The organism is Streptomyces sp. NPDC102437, from assembly GCF_044765565.1.
Classification (GTDB): domain Bacteria; phylum Actinomycetota; class Actinomycetes; order Streptomycetales; family Streptomycetaceae; genus Streptomyces.
Window position 1 is genome coordinate 74,231 of record NZ_JBIWKI010000010.1, and the last position, 21,469, is coordinate 95,699.

The window sequence follows — 21,469 nt, forward strand, 5'->3', positions numbered from 1 at the left end:
CCCGGGAACCCGCAGATGGGACCGGGCGTTATGGAGAGGCAGGGGAGAGCCTGTGGAATCGGCCCGCGGATCGGGTCCGGGAGCCACGGGCCGGCGGTTCCGGGGCGATCCCCGGCCCCAGCAGGAAAAAGGCTTATCCGGAGCTAACGGGCGAGGTGGCTATGGTAGGGGCTCCACTGGACACCACCAGAGCCGATAGGGGAGGTGCGGCTGCGCCTGTGGATCGGGGAGGAGCGCTGCGGCGCTTTCTCAGGTCGGCGGGTGAGCCGAAATCCGTGACCTACATTGCTGACCGTTCTTCCAACGATTCCGCAACGACCGCGACCTTCGCCTCAGACGCGGAATCCCAGGCGTGGACGCCACCCTCATGGGAAGAGATCGTCAGCACGCACAGCGGCCGGGTCTACCGCCTGGCCTACCGTCTGACGGGCAACCAGCACGATGCCGAGGACCTCACCCAGGAGGTCTTCGTCCGAGTGTTCCGGTCGCTGTCGACCTACACGCCGGGCACTTTCGAGGGCTGGCTGCACCGCATCACGACCAACCTGTTCCTGGACATGGTCCGTCGTAAGCAGCGGATCCGCTTCGACTCCCTCGGCGACGACGCCGCCGAGCGGCTGCCGAGCCGTGAGCCGTCCCCGCAGCAGGTCTTCAACGACACCCACTTCGACGCGGACGTCCAGCAGGCGCTGGACACCCTCGCGCCCGAATTCCGTGCCGCCGTCGTGCTCTGCGACATCGAGGGTCTTTCGTACGAGGAGATCGCCGCGACGCTGGGCGTGAAGCTCGGCACCGTGCGCAGCCGTATCCACCGCGGTCGTTCGCACCTGCGCAAGGCTCTGAAGCACCGCTCGCCCGAGGCCCGTGCGGAGCAGCGCTCGCTGGCGGGCGCGATCCTGGCAGGGGAGGGCGGAACGGCGTGAGTGGCACAGGTCCGACCCCCGCGGAACAACACCTGGGGGACCGCCTCGCCGCGCTTGTCGACGGCGAGCTGAAACACGACGCCCGTGAGCGGGTGCTCGCCCATCTCGCCACCTGCGCCAAATGCAAGGCCGAGGCCGCGGCGCAGCGTCGCCTGAAGAGTGTCTTCGCCCAGTCCGCCCCGCCGTCGCCGTCCGAGGGCTTCCTCGCCCGGCTGCAGGGCCTTCCCGGGGGGCCGGGGGGTGACGACGACGGCCCGGACAGACCATTCGGCGGCTCCGGGCGCTTCGGCGACGGGCTCTTCCCCGTGATCCAGCCGTCCGGCAGCCGCCCGGACTCGCCGGGGAGCCGGCCGCTCGGCGGCTTCGGCTTCCTCCCGACCCAGCACGGCTCGACGGCTGTACTGCCGGGCGGGCCCTCCCGTTCCGGTTTCCGGATCCATGAGGTGGGCCGGGAGGGCGAGCGGTCGCCCTGGCGTGGCCGGAGATTCGCCTTCGCGGCGGCGAGCGCCGTCTCGCTGGCGGCCATCGCGCTCGGCGGTGCCCTGCCCACGGGTGCGGGCCCCAGCTCCGCGGCCCGGGCCACGGGCGGCGGAAATGCGGTGACCCCGCTCGACGTGCCTTCGCGTGGCGAGAGCGGCAGCCCGGCCGGCCGCCGCTCCACCGGCGGCCACGGCACGCTCGCCGCGCGGGGTTCGGGCGAGCGCTCGATCGCCGTCGCCCCGTCGACCGCGCCGAGCGTCGCACCGGCGGCGCCCTCCGCGACTCCCGTGGTGCTCTCCACCGAGAGCCTCGCGGGGAACCCCTACGCCACACCCGTCCTGACCAATATGTCCGCGCCACCGCTGATACGACCGACCGGCACCACCCCGCTCTTCGCCCAGGTGTTCGGGCGGCTCGCCGCGCGGTCCCCGGTGCCTTCCGCGCCACCGTCCGGGACGCAGTCGTCACCACCGCCCTGGGCGCAGTCGTCGGCCTCGGCCCTCCCCACCCCCGACGATCTCGGTCTGCCGCTTTCCGTCCGGCACTGACCGGGGTCTGCGCAAGCATTCGCAAACCTGGTTGAATTCCGGGAGCAGTTCCGGGAGGCACGCCCCTGCCGGGGCGTGCAGAGGCCAGTTGCGGCAGTTGCGGGGAGAGCATGGAAGACGGGAAGTCCACCGGGCCGAAGGCGAAGTGGTGGAGCCGGCCGACGCCGGGTCACACCCCCCGCACAGCACCGGAGGAGCTGTCCCTCGTAGCGGACGCGGCGCCCACGGCCGACCCGGCGGACGCGGCTCCGGCGACGGACGCGACGAGGGCGGCGCAAACGACGGAGGCGACGGACACGACGGCCGAGAAAGGCACGGCGGAGCCCGGGACGCGCACAGCCGACGTCCCGGTCCCGGCCCCGGTTCCCGACGTACCGTCCGCGCGGCCCGCGACGCCGCTGCACCAGCCCGACGAGTACAGCACCCCGCCCTACGGCGGACCCGGCCCCTGGGCGCCCGCACCCCCCGTGCAGCGACCGGTACCGACCCCGGCGCACGGCACCCCCGTACCCCCGCAGTACGCGGGGACGAACGGCGCGGGCATCCCCACGTCGCCGATCCCCGCACCGTCGGCCCCGGCCTCACCCGCCCCCGCCGGCTTCACGCCCCCGCCGCCGCCCCACACACCCCAGCAGCCCCAACCGCAGCCGCACGGGGCGTCGACGCAGTGGCTCCAGTACGACCCCTGGGGCGCCCCCAGGCAGCCGCTCACCGAGCCGGGCCCGCCGCTCGGGGCCGACACCGGCCGCAAGAAGAACCGGCGGGGCTCGCTCCTGGTCGGCGCGGTACTGCTCGCGCTGGTGGCGGGCGGCATCGGCGGCGGCATCGGGGCCTACATAGAGCGCAACGGCGGCCTCACCCAGGTCGAGCTCCCGCAGGCAGGACGCAGCAGCGGCGGTCGCGCCCCGGACAGCGTCGCGGGCATCGCCGCCAGCGCCCTGCCCAGCGTGGTCACCCTCCACGTCAGCGGCTCCGCCGAGTCCGGCACCGGCACCGGCTTCGTCCTCGACGGCTCCGGCCACATCCTCACCAACAACCACGTCGTCGCCCCGGCCGGCCAGGCCGGCGAGATCACCGTCACGTTCAGCGGCGGCGAGACCGCGCGCGCCGAGGTCGTCGGCAAGGACAGCGGCTACGACCTGGCCGTGGTCAAGGTCACCGGTGTCTCCGGCCTCAAGCCGCTGCCGCTGGGCAACTCCGACAACGTGCAGGTCGGCGACCCCGTGGTGGCGATCGGCGCCCCCTTCGACCTGTCCAACACCGTGACCTCCGGCATCATCAGCGCCAAGGACCGGCCGATCACGGCGGGCGGCGAGAAGGGCGACGGCAGCGACATCAGCTACGTCGACGCGCTGCAGACCGACGCGCCGATCAACCCCGGCAACTCCGGCGGTCCGCTGGTCGACACCGACGCCCATGTCATAGGCATCAACAGCGCCATCCGGGCCGCCGACAGCGGTGCGTCCGAGGAGGGCGGGCAGGCGGGCTCCATCGGCCTCGGTTTCGCCATCCCGATCAACCAGGGCAAGCGGGTCGCCGAGGAGCTGATCAACACCGGCAGGGCCACCCACCCGGTGATCGGTGTCACCCTCGACATGAAGTACGCCGGGGACGGCGCCAGGGTCGGGGAGAAGGGCGCGGCCGGAAAGTCCGCGGTGACGCCGGGCGGTCCCGGGGCCAAGGCCGGGATCAGGCCCGGAGACGTCATCACCGAGGTCGGTGGCCGGCGCGTGCACAGCGGCGAGGAACTCATCGTGAAGATCCGCGCGCACCGTCCGGGAGACCGTCTGGACCTCAAGCTGACCCGCGGTGGTAAAGACCTGTCCATCTCTTTGACGCTCGGTTCCGCAAGCGGCACGTGACGGGCTCGGCACGCTACCGCGCGGACAGTTCCGACGGGTACCGTGGGCCGGGTCCGGACCTCGACCGACATGGTCTCGGAGAACACGAAGGGCAACAGGGTGTTCAATGACATAGGCGCACTCGAGCTGGTGACGCTCGCGGTTCTGGGCGTGCTGATCTTCGGCCCGGACAAGCTGCCGAAGGTTATCCAGGACGCCTCGCGCTTCATCCGCAAGATCCGGGAGTTCTCGGAGAGCGCCAAGGAGGACATCCGTACGGAGCTCGGCCCGGAGTTCAAGGACTTCGAGTTCGAGGATCTCAACCCCAAGACGTTCGTCCGCAAGCAGCTCATGGACGGCAAGGACGACCTGGGGCTGAAGGAGATCCGCGAGAGCTTCGACCTCCGCAAGGATCTGGCCGAGGTCACCGACGCGGTGAACGGCCGGGAGAGCAAGGAAACGGAGTCCGAGGACACCCGGAGCAGCGTGTCGAGCGGCGCCGCGATCACCGCCGCCAATGGTTCCGCCGGTGCTCCGGACCTGCTCAAGAAGCGTGACCAGCTCGCCAAGGACGACAGGCCGCCGTTCGACGCCGACGCCACCTGACCCCCCGCCAATCCCGGCCCGTCCGGAGGGTATGGCTATTCTCCATCTGTCCGGTTGTGAGTACGCCCGTTGGGGGGCGGGCCGCTCCGGACCCAACGGATCGAGGAGGCGGCCGGGCAGATGGAGACGACAAGTCGGGTGGGCGCGGAAGACGTGCCGAGCACAGGCACGGCAGAGGGGATGCCGGCGGCCCGGCGTACTGTCGACGGCTTTCTGGCGGCCACGTTCCCCTGGTACGGACTGGACGAGGCCTTCACCGGCCCGCGCCGGCTGACGCAGGTGGGCACCGCGGCGGACGGCACGGTGCAGCACGGTTCCATCGGTCATGGTGACGAGCCGTCGGTCCGGGCCGACGGCGGTGCCGAGAAGCAACGGTTCGCCGTCGTGGTGTCGATGGCCAGCAGCCCGGTGCGGAGCAGCGGCGACGGCACGGGGGTGCTGGACGCGACCACGGTGTCCTCCGCGGCCTGGCTGGCCGGGTCCGGCCTGCTCGCCTGTACCTGGCCGCCGCAGATGGACCACGCGCTGCGCGACGACTGGCTGGCCCAGCAGACGGAGACGGCGTTCGAACTCGCCGACGACCTGGACGGCCCCGCTTGGTCGGTGCTGTCACTGCCGGTGGACGGGGTCCCCGTCCCGTTCCACTACCGCGAGTCCGAGTTCGGCTGGGTGCTGGCGGGATCGGCGCCCGGCGGGGTGCACATCGGCGCGTACGGGCGTGGGATGAGCGCGTACGGGCTGGGCTTCTCGGTGATCGGCGACATCACGGCGTACGCGTAGCACGGGAACGTACGCGGAACACGGAGCGGTGACCGGCCCAGGGGCCGGTCACCGCTCGCCGTTTTCAGAACTTGTTGCGCGGGGTGATGCCCAGCGACATACCCGACAGTCCGCGCTGACGGCCGCCCAGCTTGTCCGCGATGGTGCGCAGCGCCTTGCCGGCCGGGGAGTCGGGATCGGACAGGACGACCGGCTTGCCCTCGTCGCCGCCCTCGCGCAGCCGTACGTCGATCGGGATGGAGCCGAGCACCGGCACCTCCGCGCCGACCGTCTTCGTCAGGCCCTCGGCGACCTTCGCGCCACCGCCGGTACCGAACACGTCGACCATCTCGTCGCAGTGCGGGCACGGCATTCCCGACATGTTCTCGACGACACCGACGATCTTCTGGTGGGTCTGCACGGCGATCGAGCCGGCCCGCTCGGCGACCTCGGCCGCCGCCTGCTGCGGGGTCGTGACGACCAGGATCTCGGCGTTCGGCACGAGCTGCGCCACCGAGATCGCGATGTCGCCGGTGCCCGGCGGCAGGTCGAGCAGCAGGACGTCGAGGTCGCCCCAGTACACGTCGGCGAGGAACTGCTGGAGCGCGCGGTGCAGCATCGGTCCCCGCCACACCACCGGGGCGTTGCCCGGGGTGAACATCCCGATGGAGATGACCTTCACGCCGTGCGAGGACGGCGGCATGATCATGTTCTCGACCTGGGTCGGCTTGCCGTCCGCGCCGAGCATCCGCGGCACGCTGTGCCCGTAGATGTCCGCGTCCACGACGCCGACCTTGAGGCCGTCGGCCGCCATCGCCGCCGCCAGGTTCACCGTCACCGACGACTTGCCGACGCCGCCCTTGCCGGACGCGACCGCGTAGACCCGGGTCAGCGAGCCGGGCTTGGCGAACGGCACCTCGCGCTCCGCCGTGCCGCCGCGCAGCGAGGACGCGAGCTCCTTGCGCTGTTCGTCGCTCATCACGTCGAGCGTGACGTCGACCCGCGAGACGCCCTCGACGCGGGCGACCGCGTCCGTCACGTTCTTGGTGATCGTCTCGCGCATGGGGCAGCCTGAGACCGTGAGATAGACCGTGACAGCGACCGCACCGTCAGCATCGATCTCGACCGATTTCACCATGCCGAGCTCGGTGATCGGGCGGTGGATCTCCGGGTCGTTCACTGTCGCCAGTGCTTCAAGCACCGCGTCTTCCGTAGCCATACGGACGATGTTACGGCGCCTGCCGCTACGCGTGAGTAGCCCCCGTCAGCGGTCTTCGTCACTCTCGGCCGGGGAGAGGGCCTGCCGGTCGTCCAGGTCCTTCACGAGGTCCTCCAGTTCGGAGCGGATCCAGTCGCGGGTGGCGACCTCGCCGAGCCCCATCCGCAGCGACGCGATCTCCCGGGTGAGGTACTCGGTGTCCGCGATGGAGCGCTCGTTCTGCTTGCGGTCCTGCTCGTGGGTGACCCGGTCGCGGTCGTCCTGCCGGTTCTGCGCGAGCAGGATCAGCGGCGCCGCGTACGAGGCCTGGAGCGACAGCATCAGGGTCAGGAAGATGAACGGGTACTGGTCGAACCGCCACTGCTGGGGCGCGAAGACGTTCCAGACCACCCAGACGATGATGACCAGCGTCATCCAGACGATGAACCGCCCGGTGCCCAGGAAGCGGGCGATCCGCTCGGAGAACCGGCCGAACGCCTCGGGGTCGTAGTCGGGCAGCATCCGGCGCCGCGGGTCCTTCGGCTGGTCCAGCCGGGAACGGGGCGGGCGCACGATGCCCGAGGCCCCCACCGGCGAGGCCTTCGAACGGTCCTCAGCGGCCATCGGCCACCCCCTCCGCGCCGTGGAAATCCGTCTCCCGCCAGTCCTCGGGCAGCAGGTGGTCGAGGACGTCGTCGACCGTCACCGCGCCGAGCAGCGACCCGCTCTCGTCCACGACGGGCACCGAGACCAGGTTGTACGCGGCCAGATAGCTCGTCACGGCCGGCAGCGGGGTGTCCGGGGCGAGGGGGACGAGATCGCTGTCGACGATCGAGCTGACCAGGGCGTACGGCGGATCCCGCAGCAGCCGCTGGAAGTGGACGGTGCCCAGGTACTTGCCGGTCGGCGTCTCGTCGGGCGATCGGCACACGTACACCTGGGCGGCGAGCGCCGGGGACAGGTCCGCCTGCCGGACCCGGGCGAGCGCGTCGGCCACCGTCGCGTCCGGCCGAAGGATGATCGGCTCGGTGGTCATCAGCCCGCCCGCGGTCCGCTCCTCGTACGACATCAGGCGCCGCACATCGGCCGCGTCGTCCGGCCGCATCAGCGTCAGCAGCCGCTCCTTGTCCTCCTCGGGCAGCTCGGACAGCAGGTCGGCCGCGTCGTCCGGGTCCATCGCCTCCAGGACGTCGGCGGCGCGTTCTTCCTGGAGCTTGCCGATGATCTCCACCTGGTCGTCCTCGGGCAGCTCCTCCAGGACGTCGGCGAGCCGGTCGTCGTCGAGCGCGGCGGCGACCTCGGCCCGCCGCTTCGGCGACAGATGGTGCAGCGCGTTGGCCACGTCCGTCGGGCGCAGCCGCTCGAACGTGGCGACCAGGGTCTCGGCGCCCTGCCCGACCTCCTCCAGCGAGAACCCGCTGACCGCCGACCACTCGACCGTCAGGGTCTCGCCCTTGCGGCGCAGCGCCCCGCCCTTGCCCTTGCGCACGAAGTACTTGTCGATCTCCCAGTCGCGGCGGGCCGGGAGCTGCTGGATGGAGACGTCGAGGACGGTGACCTCCTCGCCGGTCTCCACCAGGCGGACCCGCCGGTCCAGGAACTCACCGAGCACCAGGCGTTCGGTGGGCCGCTGTTCGAAGCGCCGCATGTTGACCACGCCGGTGGTGATGACCTGGCCGGACTCGATCCCGGTGACCCGGGTCATCGGGAGGAAGATCCGGCGGCGGCTGAGCACTTCGACGACGAGCCCGAGCAGCCGGGGCGGCCTGCCGCCGACCCGGAGCATCGCGACCAGATCGCGGACACGGCCCACCTGGTCGCCATTGGGGTCGAAGACCGGGATACCGGCGAGGTGGGAGACGAACACCCGGGGGGCGCCTGCCGCCATGGTGCGCCTCCTTCTTCCGTGTACGACTTCGCCGACCGGTCCGTTTGGCAGTCAATCAACCGTTATGACGGGATCAGGCTAGCCCGTACCGCTCCGGGTTGCCCCGGTGGAGCCGCCCGTACGGCTCCCTGCCGGAAGGCGTGTACGGCACAGGTACGCTGCCGTCTGTCACCCCCGCGATGCAGATGAGAGGCAGTGCGCCCGTGACCTCTTCCGTTCCGCCCGTCCGGGCCCGACGCCGGACCGCTCTCGCCGCTCTGCTCTGTGCGGGGCTGGCCACCGCCCTCACGGCGTGCGGCGAGGATCCGGACCAGGGGACCAACGGCGTCGGCAAGCTGAGCGCCACGGAGATCGAGAAGAAGGCGCAGGGAGCGGCGGACTCCGCCGACGCGGTGCGCCTCTCCGGGACGCTGGTCAGCAAGGGCGGCACGTACAAGCTCAACATGCAGCTCAAGGAGAAGGGCGGCACCGGCTCCGTCGTCTCGAAGGACAGCACCTTCGAACTGCTGCGGATCGGTGACGAGCTCTATCTGAAAGCGGACTCCGGGTTCTGGAACCACGAGGAGGAGTCCGGCACCGACAGCGCCGCGGGCGGCGCCGCCGCGGACAAGCTCCAGAACAAGTACGTGAAGGTGCCCGAGGACGACCCGACGTACAAGCAGCTGCGCGGCTTCACGGACAAGAAGACCCTGCTCGACGGCATGCTCACGCTGCACGGCACCCTCAACAAGGGGGACCGCGAGAAGGTCGGCGCGACCCGGACGGTCCAGATCATGGGCGGCAAGGGCGAGGGCGGCACGCTCGACGTGTCCCTGGAGGGCAAGGCCTATCCGCTGCGCTTCGCGCGCGGCGGTGGCGGGGGCACCGTCACCCTGTCGGACTGGGGCAAGGACTTCGCCCTCCAGGCCCCGCCGCAGGTGGACACGGTCGACTACGGGAAGCAGCTGCCCAAGACCTCGTCCTGAGCGCGGACCGGGCCGCTGGGACCCGCGCCGTTGGGCGGAGGGTCAGCCCTTCTTCCCGCGCCCCTGCCCGGAGCGTCCGGCAGCAGACCTCGCGGCGTCGCGGGGCTGGGGCACGCACCTCGCGGCGTTGTCGTCAATCACCAACGCTCCGCGTTGCCTCGATCCTCCGCCTTGAGATGCACGCGCCCGAGCCCCGCTCCTTCATCCGCGCTGCCTGCTGCCGGACGACCTGAGCAGCCGAGGCAGCCCCGCGGGCACCGGCCGTCGAGTGGTCGCGGACGTCGGCAGCGGCGCCGCGGCCAGTGAGCCGTCCGGCAGCTCGGTACGGAACTCACCGGGCGTCAGCCGCAGCACCCGGCACTCGCGCGCCCACCGCTGCGTCATCTGCTCGGCGTCCGGTGCGTTCAGCCGCTTGCCCTTGAGCTCGGCGACCGCGGCCTCCCACTCCTCGGAGTGCGGGGCCAGCTCCGTCACGGCGGCCGTCCAGGCGACCAGCCGGCCGCCCTTGTCCTTGCTGCGCACGGTCACCTCGGCGGCGGACCCGTCGGCGAGCCCGTCCGGCAGCGGCTGCTCGCCGGGGCCGTCCCCGACCAGGTGCGCCGCGCCCTCGTGCCACACGTGCCACAGCGCCCGTGCGGGGCCGGTGCCCCGTACCCAGATCAGCCCCGACTTCTTGGTGGCCTCCTCGACGAGGGCCCGGCCCAGTGGCACGTCAGGTGCAGCAGCAGTCATGCCCGAACTCTATGGGAGGCGCACAAGGGCCGGGCTCAGAGCCAGCCGTTGCGCTTGAGCGTGCGGTGGATGGAGAAGCAGACCACCCCGATGACGCCCAGCACCATCGGGTAGCCGTACCGCCAGCCCAGCTCGGGCATGTGCTTGAAGTTCATGCCGTAGACGCCGCAGATCATCGTCGGTACGGCGACGATGGCCGCCCAGGACGTGATCTTGCGCATGTCCTCGTTCTGCGCGACGGTCGCCTGCGCCAGGTTGGCCTGGAGGATCGAGTTCAGCAGCTCGTCGAAGCCGACGACCTCCTCGTGCACCCGCGCCAGGTGGTCGGCGACGTCACGGAAGTACTTCTGGATATCGGGATCGACCAGCCGCATGGGCCGCTCGCTCAGCAGCTGCATCGGCCGCAGCAGCGGCGACACGGCCCGCTTGAACTCCAGGACCTCACGCTTCAGTTGGTAGATCCGGACCGCCTCCGAGCCGCGCGAGCTGCCCTTCGCCGGGGTGGAGAAGACCTCGATCTCCACCTCGTCGATGTCGTCCTGGACGGCACCGGCCACCGCGATGTAGCCGTCGACGACATGGTCGGCGATGGAGTGCAGCACCGCGGACGGGCCCTTGGCGAGCAGCTCGGGGTCGTCCTGCAGCCGGTGCCGCAGCGCGCGCAGCGAGCCGTGGCCGCCGTGCCGCACGGTGATGACGAAGTCCCGGCCGGTGAAGCACATCACCTCGCCGGTCTCGACCACCTCGCTGGTGGCGGTGAGTTCGGTGTGCTCGACGTAGTGGATGGTCTTGAAGACGGTGAAGAGCGTGTCGTCGTACCGCTCCAGCTTCGGCCGCTGATGGGCGTGGACGGCGTCCTCGACGGCCAGCGGGTGCAGCCCGAACTCCCGGGCGATACCGGCGAATTCCTCCTCGGTCGGCTCGTGCAGGCCGATCCAGGCGAAACCGCCCTCCTCCCGCACCTGGAGCATCGCCTCGTGCGGAGTGCGGCAGGTGCCGCTCTCCAGGCGCCGGCCGTCGCGGTAGACCGCGCAGTCGACGACCGCGCTGGAGGCGGACGGGTCACGGGTGGTGTCGTAGGCGTTGTGCAGTGCGGTGCTCTTGCGCAGGGAGGGGCGCACGACGGCACGCAGGTCACGGATCATCGACATGGCTGGCTCCTTCACGGAGGGCCGTCGTCGGGCACGTGGAACAGCCCGGAATGGGGACGTGTGCTCACGTCCGCAAAGCGGGCGGCACCGCGGCGGCACGATGACGGCGTTCGCTACAGACAGGCAAGGAAAGGAGTGCTCTTCCGTCGTGCGCAAAGCCATGGGCCTCGGCCGGGAGGCTCGGGAGGCTTCAGATCACCGAGAGAGGTGGAGGGCGGAAGAGCGGTTGGTACTGCACGATCGACTTCGATCCATTGCAGCCCCACCTCCTTCAGCCGGTCCCCCTTGGGGGATGACGTGTCGTCGGGGCTGAGAGCGACGCTTCTGCGTGCTGCCCCGACCAGCGGCCAAGACTATCAGCCGACTGACGGCCAATCCCTTACTTTGCCCGTTCCATACGCGTCCTATGCTCGCGGGATGGGAGAAATTCTTGCTCTGGTCGAGGCCCGGCTGCGGACGGCCCTCGGTGAACCGGACGCGCGCGCGGCGGTGACGTTCCTCGGTACGGACCGGATCGAGGTGCTCCGCTTCGTCGACGGCGATGTGGTGCGCTACGCCACGCTCGGCATGTCCGCGCAGCCGATGGCCGATCCGACCGCGGTCCTGGCGGACCCGGTGAAGGGACCGCGCGCCGAACTGGTCCTCTCCGTGCGCGCCGGGCTCGCCGACACCGACAAGGTGCTGCGACCGCTCGCCGTGCTCGCCGCCTCCCCGCAGGTCGAGGGCTTGATCGTGGCGCCGGGTGCCTCGCTGGAGGTCGGCGAACCGTTGTGGCCCGGGGCGCCGTTCAGCTCGGTGCTGGTCGCGGAACCCGGCGGCCTGGTGGAGGACCTGGAGCTGGACGAGCCGATGGATCCGGTGCAGTTCCTGCCGCTGCTGCCGATGACGCACAACGAGGCCGCGTGGAAGCGGGTCAGGGGTGCGCAGGAGCTCCAGGAGCGGTGGCTCTCCAACGGCACGGATCTGCGCGATCCGCTGCGCGGCTCCGTGGCCCTGGACTGATCCGCTGGACCGGTCCGCGCCGCCGGAGGCACGGGACCCCTGGACCGGTCCGCGCCGCCGCAAGCACGGGAAAGCCCCGCCGCGCGGCCAGGAGGGGGAGCCGCGGGCGGGGCGGTGCGGGGGTGGGGCAGGTCAGTCGGCGAAGACCGTGACGCCGTCCTCGGCCGCGTGGACCGGCTCCAGCTCGGCCGCTTCGTGGGTCAGCGCCGACCGCCGGATCCAGACGACGACCGCACCGACCACGGCCGTGACCGCGGCGACCACGAACGGGATGTGGATGTTGCTCCACTCCTCGATCTTCGGCGCGAGGTACGGGGCGGCGGCCGCGGCGAACCAGCGGACGAAGTTGTAGCCGGCGCTCGCCACCGGGCGCGGGGCGTCGGAGACGCCGAGCGCCAGCTCCGTGTAGACGGTGTTGTTCATGCCGATGAAGGCGCCGGAGACGATCGTGCAGACGATGGCGGTGGTGTGGTTGCCGTAGCCCAGGACCAGGAGGTCGGCGGCGAGCAGCACCAGCGAGGCGCCGAGCACCTTCAGCGAGCCGAAGCGCTCCTGGAGCCGCGGGGCGACCAGCACCGAGAAGACCGCGAGCAGCAGGCCCCAGGCGAAGAACACCGCGCCCGACTTGTACGGCGTCATGTTCAGCACGAACGGGGTGAACGCCAGGATCGTGAAGAACGAGTAGTTGTAGAAGAACGCCGAGGTCGCCACCGAGGCCAGCCCGCCGTGGCCGAGCGCCTTGATCGGGTCGAGCAGTGAGGTCTTCCTGGCCGGCCTGGGCTGCTCCTTCAGGAACGCCGTGATGCAGATGAAGCCGATGGCCATCAGTGCGGCCGTGCCGAAGAACGGGTAGCGCCAGCTGGCGTCGCCGAGCAGGGCGCCGACCAGCGGCCCGCAGGCCATGCCGAGGCCGAGCGCCGACTCGTAGAGCAGGATCGCCGCCGAGCTGCCGCCGGCCGCGGCGCCGACGATCACGGCCAGCGCGGTCGACACGAAGAGCGCGTTGCCCAGCCCCCAGCCGGCCCGGAAGCCGACGAGCTCGCCGACGGACGACGAGGTGCCGGAGAGCGCGGCGAAGACGACGACGAGCGCGAGGCCGGCCAGCAGCGTCTTGCGGCCGCCGATCCGGCTCGACACGAAGCCGGTGACGAGCATCGCCACGGCGGTGATCAGGAAGTACGAGGTGAAGAGCAGCGACACCTGGCTCGGCGTCGCCTCCAGGCCCTTGGCGATGGACGGCAGAATCGGGTCCACCAGGCCGATTCCCATGAACGCGACGACAGAGGCGCCCGCCGTGGCCCAGACGGCCTTCGGCTGGCGCAGGATGCTGCCCGCGCCCTGATCGAACGGATCCTCTCCCTGCATGTGTCTTCTCGCTCTCCGCTAGATAGTTGCGATGTGCACAGAATAAGTTAGGGAAGCTAATAAGTGCAAGTTACATCTATTTCTGCAGGTGAAGCCGCACTGCGGACGGGTGATCTTCCTTGACGCGGCGACTGTCGTGGAGGACCGTTGGTCGCTATGAGGGGCGAAGCCAGTTGCCCGAAGTGCGGAGGCCGGGTCAGGGCGCCCGGTCTGTTCGCCGACACCTGGCAGTGTGCCGTGCACGGCAGTGTGCAACCGCTCCAGCCGGTCGTCCCGCCCAGCGTCGAAGCGCTGGGAGCGGTGGTGCGCCGGGCCGAGGTCCCGGTGTGGATGCCCTGGCCGCTCCCGGTGGGCTGGCTGTTCACCGGGGTGGCGAGCGCGGGCGACGACCGCAGCGGCGGCCGGGCCACCGCCGTCGCCTGCTCCGGCCCCGGTCCCGTCGGCGGCATCGGTGAACTGCTGCTCGTCACCGAGGACCTGGGCGTCGGGCTGGGTGCGCGCTACGCGGGGATCGACGGTCCCGACCCCGGCCCGCATCTGGACGTCGGCGGCCCGCCGGACGTCAAGATGCTCACCGCCGGACGCCCCACCCCGCTGTGGCACGTCAGGGGCGCCCCCGCGGACCGGGCGGTCTTCGCGGGCGAGGCGCGCGGGCTCTGGCTCTGGGCGATCGTCTGGCCCGAGCAGTCGGGGCTCCTGATGTACGACGAGCTGGTGCTCGCCGATCTGCGCGAGGCCGGGGGCGAGATGGAGCTCGTACCCTGCGGGGCGCTCACCCCGCGTCTGCTCGGCTGAGGGGCTCCGAAGAGGGGTCGGGCGGCGGACGAAGGGCGGTTATCCTGGAACGTCCCCTTGTCCGGCCCCGAGCACTGGAGTACACGTCGTGCGCATCGACCTGCACACCCACTCCACCGCATCGGACGGCACGGACACCCCCGCGGAGCTGGTGGCGAACGCCGCCGCCGCGGGCCTGGACGTCGTCGCGCTCACCGACCACGACACCGTGCGCGGTCACGCCGCCGCGGCCGCCGCTCTTCCCGAGGGGCTCACCCTCGTCACCGGCGCCGAGCTCTCCTGCCGGATCGACGGCGTGGGTCTGCACATGCTGGCCTACCTCTTCGACCCCGACGAGCCCGAGTTCGCCCGCGAACGCGAGCTCGTACGGGACGACCGGGTGCCGCGCGCCCGCACCATGGTGCGCAAGCTCCAGGAACTCGGCGTGCCCGTCGAGTGGGAGCAGGTCGCCAGGATCGCCGGGGACGGATCGGTCGGCCGGCCGCACATCGCCACCGCGCTCGTCGAACTCGGCGTCGTCGGGGCCGTCTCCGAAGCCTTCACGCCCGAATGGCTCGCCGACGGCGGACGCGCCTACGCCGAGAAGCACGAACTCGACCCCTTCGACGCGGTACGGCTGGTCAAGGCCGCCGGAGGCGTCACCGTCTTCGCGCACCCGGCCGCCGTCAAGCGCGGCGAAGTGTTGTCCGAGTCCTCGATCGCGCGCCTCGCCGCCGCGGGGCTCGACGGCATCGAGGTCGACCACATGGACCACGACGAGCCGACCCGGGCCAGGCTGCGCGGGCTCGCCGCCGATCTGGGGCTGCTGACGACGGGGTCCAGCGACTACCACGGCAGTCGCAAGACCGTCGGGCTCGGTGAGTACACCACCGACCCGGAGATCTACGGCGAGATCACCCGGCGCGCCACGGGAGCCTTCCCGGTGCCGGGCGCCGGAGGTCGGGGCCCCGCGTAACGACGCACGCGTCGGGGCCGGAACACGGACCCGTACGCGTACCGCCGTCTCTCCACCTTCACGTTCCACTTCCACGCACCCGGCCGTCGGGCCGCCGTCATGGCTTCGGGGTGCGCTCCTTCAGGCCGTTTCTCTCTCGCAAGGCTCACTGTGTTCGACGTCGCTGTCTTCGGATCCCTTTTTCTCACGCTTTTTGTGATTATGGATCCCCCCGGGATCACCCCGATCTTCCTCGCTCTCACCGCGGGCCGCCCCGCCAGGATGCAGCGCAGGATGGCGCTGCAGGCGGTCGCCGTCGCCTTCGGCGTGATCGCCGTCTTCGGTGTGCTCGGCCAGCAGATCCTCGACTACCTGCATGTCTCCGTACCCGCACTGATGATCGCGGGCGGACTGCTCCTGCTGCTGATCGCACTCGATCTGCTCACCGGCAAGACCGACGAGCCGACGCAGACCAAGGACGTCAACGTGGCGCTCGTACCGCTGGGCATGCCGCTGCTCGCCGGGCCCGGCGCGATCGTGTCGGTGATCCTGGCGGTGCAGCACGCCGACAGCGTGGGCAGCCAGATCTCGGTCTGGTCGGCGATCATCGTCATGCACATCGTGCTCTGGCTGACCATGCGTTACTCGCTGCTGATCATCCGGGTCATCAAGGACGGCGGCGTCGTGCTGGTGACCAGGCTCGCCGGAATGATGCTCTCCGCCATCGCCGTCCAGCAGATCATCAACGGCGTCACCCAGGTCATCCAGAACGCCTGACGGCTCCCCGGACGCCACAGCGCCCCCGTACGGACCTTCCGTACGGGGGCGCCACGTCTTTGTGCGTCGTCGTGCGTTACGAAGCCGAGGTTTCGGCCGGGCGGATATAGATGCGCTGGCCCACGGCTGCGGCCTGCTGCACGATCCGGTTGACGGAGGCGGCGTCCACGACGGTGCTGTCCACGGCGGTACCGTCGACATCGTCGAGTCGCATGATCTCGAAGCGCATAAGGCTTCCCTTCGTCTGATCCTCCTGCTGGAGAACTACTGGGAGGACGGTGTCCCGTCCGCAAGGATGAGAGCACCGGACACCACTGTCCTGCGCTCCACGAGATGTACAACGGCTTGCTGCCTGCAAACATTCCCTACGCTAAGGAAATTTTTTGGATGTCTAAGTATCAGCAGGTCATCGAGCACGCCCGGGCGACAAGGTCCACGACGAGGCCCGAATGAACGAGGCAGAGATCCGCGAGCGCCTGGACCGCACCAACGAGCTGCTCCAGCGCATGCTCGCCGAGGTGTCGAAGACCCCCTCGACCCACGCGATCTTCGTGGACGCGGGCTATGTGTACGCCGCGGCCGGACTGCTCGTCACCGGCACCGAGGACCGCCGCTCCTTCGACCTCGACGCGGAAGGACTCATCGAGGCCTTCATCGACAAGGCCCGCACGATCTTCGCGGACAGCAGGCTGCTGCGCGTGTACTGGTACGACGGGGCCAGGCGGCGCATCCACACCGCCGAGCAGCAGTCCATCGCCGAACTCCCCGACGTCAAGGTCCGGCTCGGCAACCTCAACGCCAACAACCAGCAGAAGGGCGTCGACTCACTCATCCGCACCGACCTCGAATCGCTCGCCCGGCACCGCGCCATCAGCGACGCGGCCCTGGTCGGCGGCGACGAGGACCTGGTCTCCGCAGTGGAGGCGGCGCAGGGATACGGGGCCCGGGTGCACCTGTGGGGCATCGAGGCGGGGGAGGGGCGCAACCAGGCCGAGCCGCTGCTCTGGGAGGTCGACAGCCAGCGCACCTTCGACCTGGACTTCTGCCGACCGTACGTCACCAGGCGCCCTGTCACCACTTACGAGGACGACACCCCCGCACCCGCGCGCGAGGACGTCCGCTTCGTCGGCGCGCAGATCGCCGCGGCCTGGCTGGCCGCCCGGGGCCGCGAGTCCCTCGCCGACCTGTTGCCCGGACACCCGTACCTGCCGGGCTCCGTCGACCAGGACCTGCTGGTCGAGGCCGAGCGGCTGCTCCAGCACTCGCTGCGCGGCCACGCACATCTGCGGCGGGCGCTGCGCGACGGCTTCTGGCAGCACCTCCAGTCGCAGTACTGAGCCGCCCGCGGCCCCGCCCCGCCTACAGGCTGTCCCAGAACGAGGCGAGCGCGGCCGCCGTCTGCTCCGGGCGGTCCGTGTTCGGGGAGTGCTCGGCCCCCATGATCAGGGTGCGGTGCGCGCCCAGCCGCCGCGCCATCTCGTCGAGCAGCGGCACCGGCCAGGTGTCGTCGCGCTCGCCGGAGAGCACATGGACCGGCAGCGGCAGGGCGGCGAGTTCTGCCACCCGGTCCGGCTCGGTCACCAGCTGGCGGCCGGTGGCGATCAGCTGGGCGGGCCGGTGGCGCAGCCAGCGCCGGCGCAGCGCCTCGCCGTTCGCCGTCGCCGCCTCCTCCGGCGGGTCGAGGGCGCGCATCGCGTCCCACACCCGGGCCATGCTGAGCGTCGCGAGCGCGTCGCTGAGCACCTTCACCTTGAGCTGCTGGGCCTCGACGACCTCGGCGGGCCCCGACGACATGAGCGTCAGCGAACGGAACGGCGAGGCGTCGAGCAGCACGGTGGCGCGGGCGATCTGCCCGCCGAGCGAGTGCCCCAGCAGATGCACGGTGCCCGCGCCCCCGCTGCCGAGCGCGGTGGCCTGCGCGAGCACATCGCGGGCCAACTCACCCTGCGCGTAATCCTCCTGACGGTCCGTCCCGTCGCTCTCGTACTGGCCGCGGCCGTCCACGGCGACGATCCGGTACCCGGTGGACGAGAGCGGTTCCAGGAGCGCCATGAAGTCCTCCTTGCTGCCCATGTATCCGGGCACCAGGAGGGCGGTGCCGCGCACGGCACCCGGCGGCGAGGCGTCCAGCACGGCGAAGTCGCCGCGCGGGGTGCGCAACTGGTGGGCGTGGGCGCAGGGGGGCGGGGTGAAGGTGTGCGGCCGGCTCATGGGACGAGGGTAGGGCCTGTCCGGCGCGTCAGGGCCGGACGGGGCGGGGTGCCGCACCAGACGCCGCGCCCCCGGCTCTGATCCGCCGGACAGGCCCTGAGCCGTGGCCCGGCCCGGGGCAGTGCGCAGGTGCGCGAACGCCGGACGGGCCCGAGGATGTCCTCGGGCCCGTCCGGCGTCGGTCGGCTGCTGCTCAGCCTTCGGTCTTGGCGGCGGCCGCGCGCGGCGCCCGGCGCCTGCGCGGCTTCGCCTCGCCCTCCTCGGCGGCCGGGGCCTCGGCCACGGTCTCCGTCTTCGGCTTGGCGGCCGCACGGGTGCGGCGGCGCGGCTTGGTCTCGGTCACCGGCTCGGAGATCGGGGCGATCTGGAAGTCGACCTCGTCCTCGGCCGGCTTGACGACACGGGGGCGGCGACGCGGCTTGGTCACCGTCTTCGTCTCGGTCACCGGCTCGGAGATCGGGGCGATCTGGAAGTCGACCTCGTCCTCGGCCGGCTTGACCACGCGGGCGCGGCGGCGGCGCGGCTTGGTCTCGGCCACGGGCTCGGCCTCGACCGGGGCGGCCTTGGCAGCCTTGGCGGCCTTGGCGGCCTTCGGCTCCACCACGACCTCGACCACGGCCTCCACCGTGCTCACCACGGCCTCGGCAGCGGCCTCCGCGGCACCGACCCGGGTACGGCGACGGCGGCGCGGCGTACGCGGCTCGGCCGGGGCGTCGCCGGCCTCGGCGGCCGGGGCCGGCACCGCGGCGGTGGACGCCGCGTCGGACGCGGCGGAGCCGCCCCGGGTGCGACGTCGCTGACGCGGCGTGCGCGGTGCGCGCTCCTCGCGGACGGCGGGTGCCGAAGCCGCGACGGTCTTGCGGCCGCGGCCGCCCGTCTCGCCGAGGTCCTCGATCTCCTCGGCCCGCAGACCCGCCCGGGTCCGCTCGGCGCGCGGCAGGACACCCTTGGTGCCGGACGGGATGTCGAGCTCCTCGAAGAGGTGCGGCGAGGTGGAGTAGGTCTCGACCGGGTCGTTGAACTTGAGGTCGAGCGCCTTGTTGATCAGCTGCCAGCGCGGGATGTCGTCCCAGTCGACCAGCGTGATCGCGATGCCCTTGGCGCCCGCGCGGCCGGTCCGGCCGATGCGGTGCAGGTAGGTCTTCTCGTCCTCCGGCGACTGGTAGTTGATGACGTGGGTCACACCCTCGACATCGATACCGCGCGCCGCGACGTCGGTGCAGACGAGCACGTCCACCTTGCCGTTGCGGAACGCGCGCAGCGCCTGCTCGCGGGCGCCCTGGCCGAGGTCGCCGTGGACCGCGCCGGACGCGAAGCCGCGCTTCTCCAGCTGCTCGGCGATGTCGGCCGCCGTGCGCTTGGTGCGGCAGAAGATCATCGCGAGCCCGCGGCCGTTGGCCTGCAGGATGCGGGAGACCATCTCCGGCTTGTCCATCGAGTGGGCCCGGAAGACGTGCTGCGAGATGTTCGCGACGGTCGCGCCCTCGTCGTCGGGCGAGGTGGCGCGGATGTGCGTCGGCTGCGACATGTAGCGACGCGCGAGACCGATGACGGCCCCCGGCATGGTCGCCGAGAACAGCATCGTCTGGCGCTTCGCCGGAAGCATCGTGATGATCTTCTCGACATCGGGCAGGAAGCCCAGGTCGAGCATCTCGTCGGCCTCGTCGAGCACCAGCGCCCGGACGTGCGAGAGGTCGAGCTTGCGCTGCCCGGCCAGGTCGAGCAGGCGGCCCGGGGTGCCGACGATCACGTCTACGCCCTTCTTCAGGGCCTCGACCTGCGGCTCGTACGCGCGGCCGCCGTAGATCGCGAGGACGCGGACGTTGCGCACCTTGCCGGCGGTCAGCAGGTCGTTGGTCACCTGCTGGCAGAGCTCACGGGTGGGGACGACGACCAGCGCCTGCGGCGCCTCGGTCAGCTCCTCGGGCGCGGCCCGGCCGGCCTCGACGTCCGCGGGGACGGTGACGCGCTCCAGCAGCGGCAGACCGAAACCGAGGGTCTTGCCCGTGCCGGTCTTGGCCTGGCCGATGACGTCGGAGCCGGAGAGCGCGACGGGGAGCGTCATCTCCTGGATGGGGAACGGGGACACAATGCCGACGGCCTCAAGGGCCTCGGCCGTCTCGGGAAGAATCCCGAGTTCACGAAACGTAGTCAGGGTGCTGCCTCTTCTGTGAGACGCGGCCCGAGGCGAACGCTGGGGGTCGTACCGTGCCGGGGTTGGTCATCCGGCCGTGGATGGGCCGGGTGGCGCGGGACCACTGCCGTCGCTCGAGCGCTCGTGCCGCTGAGGGGGCCCCTCATCTGCGGTCGTACGTGTCGTACGCCCCGCGTGGAGGGCTGTCGGGTCGGAGCCGATCGGGCCACCGACCGGGCATCCTCATTCGTTTTCACCATTTTCACGCCACCGGTACATCCAAAATACTCAGTAGACGCAATACCACTGTACCCCGGATTCGCGCACGTGTGTTGGGCGAATTCATTGGAACGGTGTGATGTCACTGGCCGGCCAGGCCCTTCCGTACCCCGCCGGGCGGGCTATTCTGCGCTTCATGGAGACGCCTGACAACGCCACTGAAACCTCCGAACCCACCGGAATCGCCGCCCAGGACTGGGCCACCGCGTCCGCGGAGCCGCAGTACCGGGCAGCGGTCGTGGACCTGCTGGGAGCACTCGCCTACGGGGAGCTGGCGGCCTTCGAGCGGCTCGCCGAGGACGCCAAACTCGCGCCGACGCTGGCCGACAAGGCGGAGCTGGCAAAGATGGCCTCCGCCGAATTCCATCACTTCGAGCGGCTCACCGACCGGCTGACCGCGATCGACGTGGAGCCGACCGGCGCGATGGAACCCTTCGCCAAGGCGCTCGACGACTTCCACCGCCAGACCGCGCCGTCGGACTGGCTGGAGGGTCTGGTGAAGGCGTACGTCGGCGACTCGATCGCCAGTGACTTCTACCGGGAGGTCGCGGTCCGTCTCGACTCGGACACCCGCTCCCTCGTCCTCGCCGTGCTCGACGACACAGGGCACGGGAACTTCGCCGTCGAGAAGGTGCGTGCCGCGATCGAAGCGGACCCGCGCGTCGGTGGCCGGCTCGCGCTCTGGGCGCGCCGCCTGATGGGCGAGGCGCTCTCCCAGGCGCAGCGGGTGGTGGCCGACCGCGACGCGCTGTCCACGATGCTCGTCGGCGGCGTGGCGGACGGCTTCGACCTGGCAGAGGTCGGCCGGATGTTCTCGCGGATCACCGAGGCGCACACCAAGCGGATGGCGGCGCTGGGACTGGCCGCGTAACCGGATCATC

The 21,469-nt window shown here is 71.1% G+C and carries 21 protein-coding genes; 12 read left to right on the top strand and 9 right to left on the bottom strand.

All coding sequences use genetic code 11. The features are described from left to right. The first annotated feature begins 161 nt into the window (after positions 1 to 161). The 5 genes from sigE (at position 162) to ACIRJP_RS15025 (ending at position 5,178) form a co-directional block, all read left to right on the top strand. Positions 162 to 923 (top strand): RNA polymerase sigma factor SigE, encoded by a 762-nt coding sequence (gene sigE, locus ACIRJP_RS15005; RefSeq protein ID WP_404173025.1) that lies wholly within the window; start codon positions 162 to 164, stop codon positions 921 to 923. Continuing rightward, on the top strand, positions 920 to 1,951 hold the full coding sequence (locus ACIRJP_RS15010; RefSeq protein WP_404173028.1) for a zf-HC2 domain-containing protein: 1,032 nt from the start codon (positions 920 to 922) through the stop codon (positions 1,949 to 1,951). Before sigE ends, ACIRJP_RS15010 begins: the two co-directional genes overlap by 4 nt. A gap of 110 nt (positions 1,952 to 2,061) precedes the next feature. After that, positions 2,062 to 3,813 (top strand): S1C family serine protease, encoded by a 1,752-nt coding sequence (locus tag ACIRJP_RS15015; RefSeq protein ID WP_404173031.1) that lies wholly within the window; start codon positions 2,062 to 2,064, stop codon positions 3,811 to 3,813. Positions 3,814 to 3,912: 99 nt separating this feature from the next. After that, positions 3,913 to 4,398: a sec-independent translocase gene (locus ACIRJP_RS15020; RefSeq protein ID WP_404173431.1), complete on the top strand. Its 486-nt coding sequence runs from the start codon at positions 3,913 to 3,915 to the stop codon at positions 4,396 to 4,398. Between the two features lie 120 nt (positions 4,399 to 4,518). Then, the gene (locus tag ACIRJP_RS15025; RefSeq protein ID WP_404173034.1) at positions 4,519 to 5,178 is read left to right on the top strand and encodes a hypothetical protein; all 660 of its coding nucleotides are present in this window, start codon (positions 4,519 to 4,521) and stop codon (positions 5,176 to 5,178) included. 64 nt (positions 5,179 to 5,242) lie between these two features. Here ACIRJP_RS15025 and ACIRJP_RS15030 read toward each other — a convergent pair whose 3' ends face one another. The 3 genes from ACIRJP_RS15030 to ACIRJP_RS15040 are packed head-to-tail and all read right to left on the bottom strand — an operon-like array spanning position 5,243 to position 8,243. Continuing rightward, complete coding sequence (locus tag ACIRJP_RS15030) at positions 5,243 to 6,376, bottom strand: Mrp/NBP35 family ATP-binding protein (RefSeq protein WP_266729876.1); 1,134 nt, start codon at positions 6,374 to 6,376, stop codon at positions 5,243 to 5,245. 45 nt (positions 6,377 to 6,421) lie between these two features. Further along, positions 6,422 to 6,979, bottom strand: a complete 558-nt coding sequence (locus tag ACIRJP_RS15035; protein WP_404173037.1) for a DUF1003 domain-containing protein — start codon at positions 6,977 to 6,979, stop codon at positions 6,422 to 6,424. Beyond that, positions 6,969 to 8,243 carry a magnesium transporter MgtE N-terminal domain-containing protein gene (locus ACIRJP_RS15040; RefSeq protein WP_404173040.1) on the bottom strand — a complete coding sequence of 425 codons (1,275 nt, stop codon included), beginning with the start codon at positions 8,241 to 8,243 and terminating at the stop codon, positions 6,969 to 6,971. Before ACIRJP_RS15040 ends, ACIRJP_RS15035 begins: the two co-directional genes overlap by 11 nt. 203 nt (positions 8,244 to 8,446) lie before the next feature. On the opposite strand from ACIRJP_RS15040, the gene ACIRJP_RS15045 reads away from it, so the two are divergent. Further along, positions 8,447 to 9,208 (top strand): hypothetical protein, encoded by a 762-nt coding sequence (locus ACIRJP_RS15045; RefSeq protein WP_404173043.1) that lies wholly within the window; start codon positions 8,447 to 8,449, stop codon positions 9,206 to 9,208. 201 nt (positions 9,209 to 9,409) lie between these two features. On the opposite strand, the gene ACIRJP_RS15050 is transcribed toward ACIRJP_RS15045, so the two are convergent. Both ACIRJP_RS15050 and ACIRJP_RS15055 read right to left on the bottom strand, forming a co-directional pair. Next, a complete protein-coding gene (locus ACIRJP_RS15050) occupies positions 9,410 to 9,940 on the bottom strand; it encodes a hypothetical protein (protein WP_404173046.1) in 531 nt (176 codons plus the stop codon). A gap of 35 nt (positions 9,941 to 9,975) precedes the next feature. Further along, positions 9,976 to 11,091 carry a magnesium and cobalt transport protein CorA gene (locus ACIRJP_RS15055; RefSeq protein WP_404173049.1) on the bottom strand — a complete coding sequence of 372 codons (1,116 nt, stop codon included), beginning with the start codon at positions 11,089 to 11,091 and terminating at the stop codon, positions 9,976 to 9,978. Positions 11,092 to 11,508: 417 nt separating this feature from the next. Here ACIRJP_RS15055 and ACIRJP_RS15060 point away from each other — a divergent pair, with 417 nt between their 5' ends. Further along, entirely contained in the window at positions 11,509 to 12,093 is a 585-nt protein-coding gene (locus ACIRJP_RS15060) for a suppressor of fused domain protein (RefSeq protein WP_404173052.1), read from the top strand. 132 nt (positions 12,094 to 12,225) lie between these two features. On the opposite strand, the gene ACIRJP_RS15065 is transcribed toward ACIRJP_RS15060, so the two are convergent. After that, positions 12,226 to 13,458, bottom strand: coding sequence for an MFS transporter (locus ACIRJP_RS15065; RefSeq protein ID WP_404173055.1), 1,233 nt, complete (start codon positions 13,456 to 13,458; stop codon positions 12,226 to 12,228). A 156-nt stretch (positions 13,459 to 13,614) separates the two neighbouring features. Here ACIRJP_RS15065 and ACIRJP_RS15070 point away from each other — a divergent pair, with 156 nt between their 5' ends. The 3 genes from ACIRJP_RS15070 to ACIRJP_RS15080 all read left to right on the top strand — a co-directional run bounded on the left by ACIRJP_RS15070 (position 13,615) and on the right by ACIRJP_RS15080 (position 15,964). Further along, a complete protein-coding gene (locus ACIRJP_RS15070; protein ID WP_404173058.1) occupies positions 13,615 to 14,253 on the top strand; it encodes a DUF6758 family protein in 639 nt (212 codons plus the stop codon). Positions 14,254 to 14,341: 88 nt separating this feature from the next. Continuing rightward, positions 14,342 to 15,208, top strand: a complete 867-nt coding sequence (locus ACIRJP_RS15075) for a PHP domain-containing protein (protein WP_404173061.1) — start codon at positions 14,342 to 14,344, stop codon at positions 15,206 to 15,208. A 150-nt stretch (positions 15,209 to 15,358) separates the two neighbouring features. Then, complete coding sequence (locus ACIRJP_RS15080; RefSeq protein ID WP_404173064.1) at positions 15,359 to 15,964, top strand: MarC family protein; 606 nt, start codon at positions 15,359 to 15,361, stop codon at positions 15,962 to 15,964. A gap of 76 nt (positions 15,965 to 16,040) precedes the next feature. Here ACIRJP_RS15080 and ACIRJP_RS15085 read toward each other — a convergent pair whose 3' ends face one another. After that, the gene (locus tag ACIRJP_RS15085; protein ID WP_266729866.1) at positions 16,041 to 16,193 is read right to left on the bottom strand and encodes a hypothetical protein; all 153 of its coding nucleotides are present in this window, start codon (positions 16,191 to 16,193) and stop codon (positions 16,041 to 16,043) included. 220 nt (positions 16,194 to 16,413) lie between these two features. Between ACIRJP_RS15085 and ACIRJP_RS15090 the strand changes: the two genes are divergently transcribed. Beyond that, positions 16,414 to 17,301, top strand: a complete 888-nt coding sequence (locus ACIRJP_RS15090; protein WP_072483884.1) for an NYN domain-containing protein — start codon at positions 16,414 to 16,416, stop codon at positions 17,299 to 17,301. 22 nt (positions 17,302 to 17,323) lie between these two features. On the opposite strand, the gene ACIRJP_RS15095 is transcribed toward ACIRJP_RS15090, so the two are convergent. Together ACIRJP_RS15095 and ACIRJP_RS15100 are read right to left on the bottom strand one after the other, a co-directional pair. Next, positions 17,324 to 18,175, bottom strand: coding sequence for an alpha/beta fold hydrolase (locus tag ACIRJP_RS15095; RefSeq protein WP_404173068.1), 852 nt, complete (start codon positions 18,173 to 18,175; stop codon positions 17,324 to 17,326). Positions 18,176 to 18,368: 193 nt separating this feature from the next. Further along, positions 18,369 to 20,240 carry a DEAD/DEAH box helicase gene (locus ACIRJP_RS15100; protein WP_404173071.1) on the bottom strand — a complete coding sequence of 624 codons (1,872 nt, stop codon included), beginning with the start codon at positions 20,238 to 20,240 and terminating at the stop codon, positions 18,369 to 18,371. A 484-nt stretch (positions 20,241 to 20,724) separates the two neighbouring features. Here ACIRJP_RS15100 and ACIRJP_RS15105 point away from each other — a divergent pair, with 484 nt between their 5' ends. Then, entirely contained in the window at positions 20,725 to 21,459 is a 735-nt protein-coding gene (locus tag ACIRJP_RS15105) for a ferritin-like fold-containing protein (RefSeq protein ID WP_266729862.1), read from the top strand. Positions 21,460 to 21,469: the final 10 nt, after the last annotated feature.

Bases quoted from the DNA above. Each gene is read 5' to 3' on its own strand.
- ACIRJP_RS15035 (WP_404173037.1), bottom strand. From the start codon at position 6,979: ATGGCCGCTGAGGACCGTTCGAAGGCCTCGCCGGTGGGGGCCTCGGGC.
- ACIRJP_RS15050 (WP_404173046.1), bottom strand. From the start codon at position 9,940: ATGACTGCTGCTGCACCTGACGTGCCACTGGGCCGGGCCCTCGTCGAG.
- ACIRJP_RS15015 (WP_404173031.1), top strand. From the start codon at position 2,062: ATGGAAGACGGGAAGTCCACCGGGCCGAAGGCGAAGTGGTGGAGCCGG.
- ACIRJP_RS15040 (WP_404173040.1), bottom strand. From the start codon at position 8,243: ATGGCGGCAGGCGCCCCCCGGGTGTTCGTCTCCCACCTCGCCGGTATC.
- ACIRJP_RS15055 (WP_404173049.1), bottom strand. From the start codon at position 11,091: ATGTCGATGATCCGTGACCTGCGTGCCGTCGTGCGCCCCTCCCTGCGC.
- ACIRJP_RS15095 (WP_404173068.1), bottom strand. From the start codon at position 18,175: ATGAGCCGGCCGCACACCTTCACCCCGCCCCCCTGCGCCCACGCCCAC.
- ACIRJP_RS15070 (WP_404173058.1), top strand. From the start codon at position 13,615: ATGAGGGGCGAAGCCAGTTGCCCGAAGTGCGGAGGCCGGGTCAGGGCG.
- ACIRJP_RS15090 (WP_072483884.1), top strand. From the start codon at position 16,414: ATGAACGAGGCAGAGATCCGCGAGCGCCTGGACCGCACCAACGAGCTG.
- ACIRJP_RS15025 (WP_404173034.1), top strand. From the start codon at position 4,519: ATGGAGACGACAAGTCGGGTGGGCGCGGAAGACGTGCCGAGCACAGGC.
- ACIRJP_RS15100 (WP_404173071.1), bottom strand. From the start codon at position 20,240: ATGACGCTCCCCGTCGCGCTCTCCGGCTCCGACGTCATCGGCCAGGCC.
- sigE (WP_404173025.1), top strand. From the start codon at position 162: ATGGTAGGGGCTCCACTGGACACCACCAGAGCCGATAGGGGAGGTGCG.
- ACIRJP_RS15105 (WP_266729862.1), top strand. From the start codon at position 20,725: ATGGAGACGCCTGACAACGCCACTGAAACCTCCGAACCCACCGGAATC.
- ACIRJP_RS15060 (WP_404173052.1), top strand. From the start codon at position 11,509: ATGGGAGAAATTCTTGCTCTGGTCGAGGCCCGGCTGCGGACGGCCCTC.
- ACIRJP_RS15085 (WP_266729866.1), bottom strand. From the start codon at position 16,193: ATGCGCTTCGAGATCATGCGACTCGACGATGTCGACGGTACCGCCGTG.
- ACIRJP_RS15065 (WP_404173055.1), bottom strand. From the start codon at position 13,458: ATGCAGGGAGAGGATCCGTTCGATCAGGGCGCGGGCAGCATCCTGCGC.
- ACIRJP_RS15030 (WP_266729876.1), bottom strand. From the start codon at position 6,376: ATGGCTACGGAAGACGCGGTGCTTGAAGCACTGGCGACAGTGAACGAC.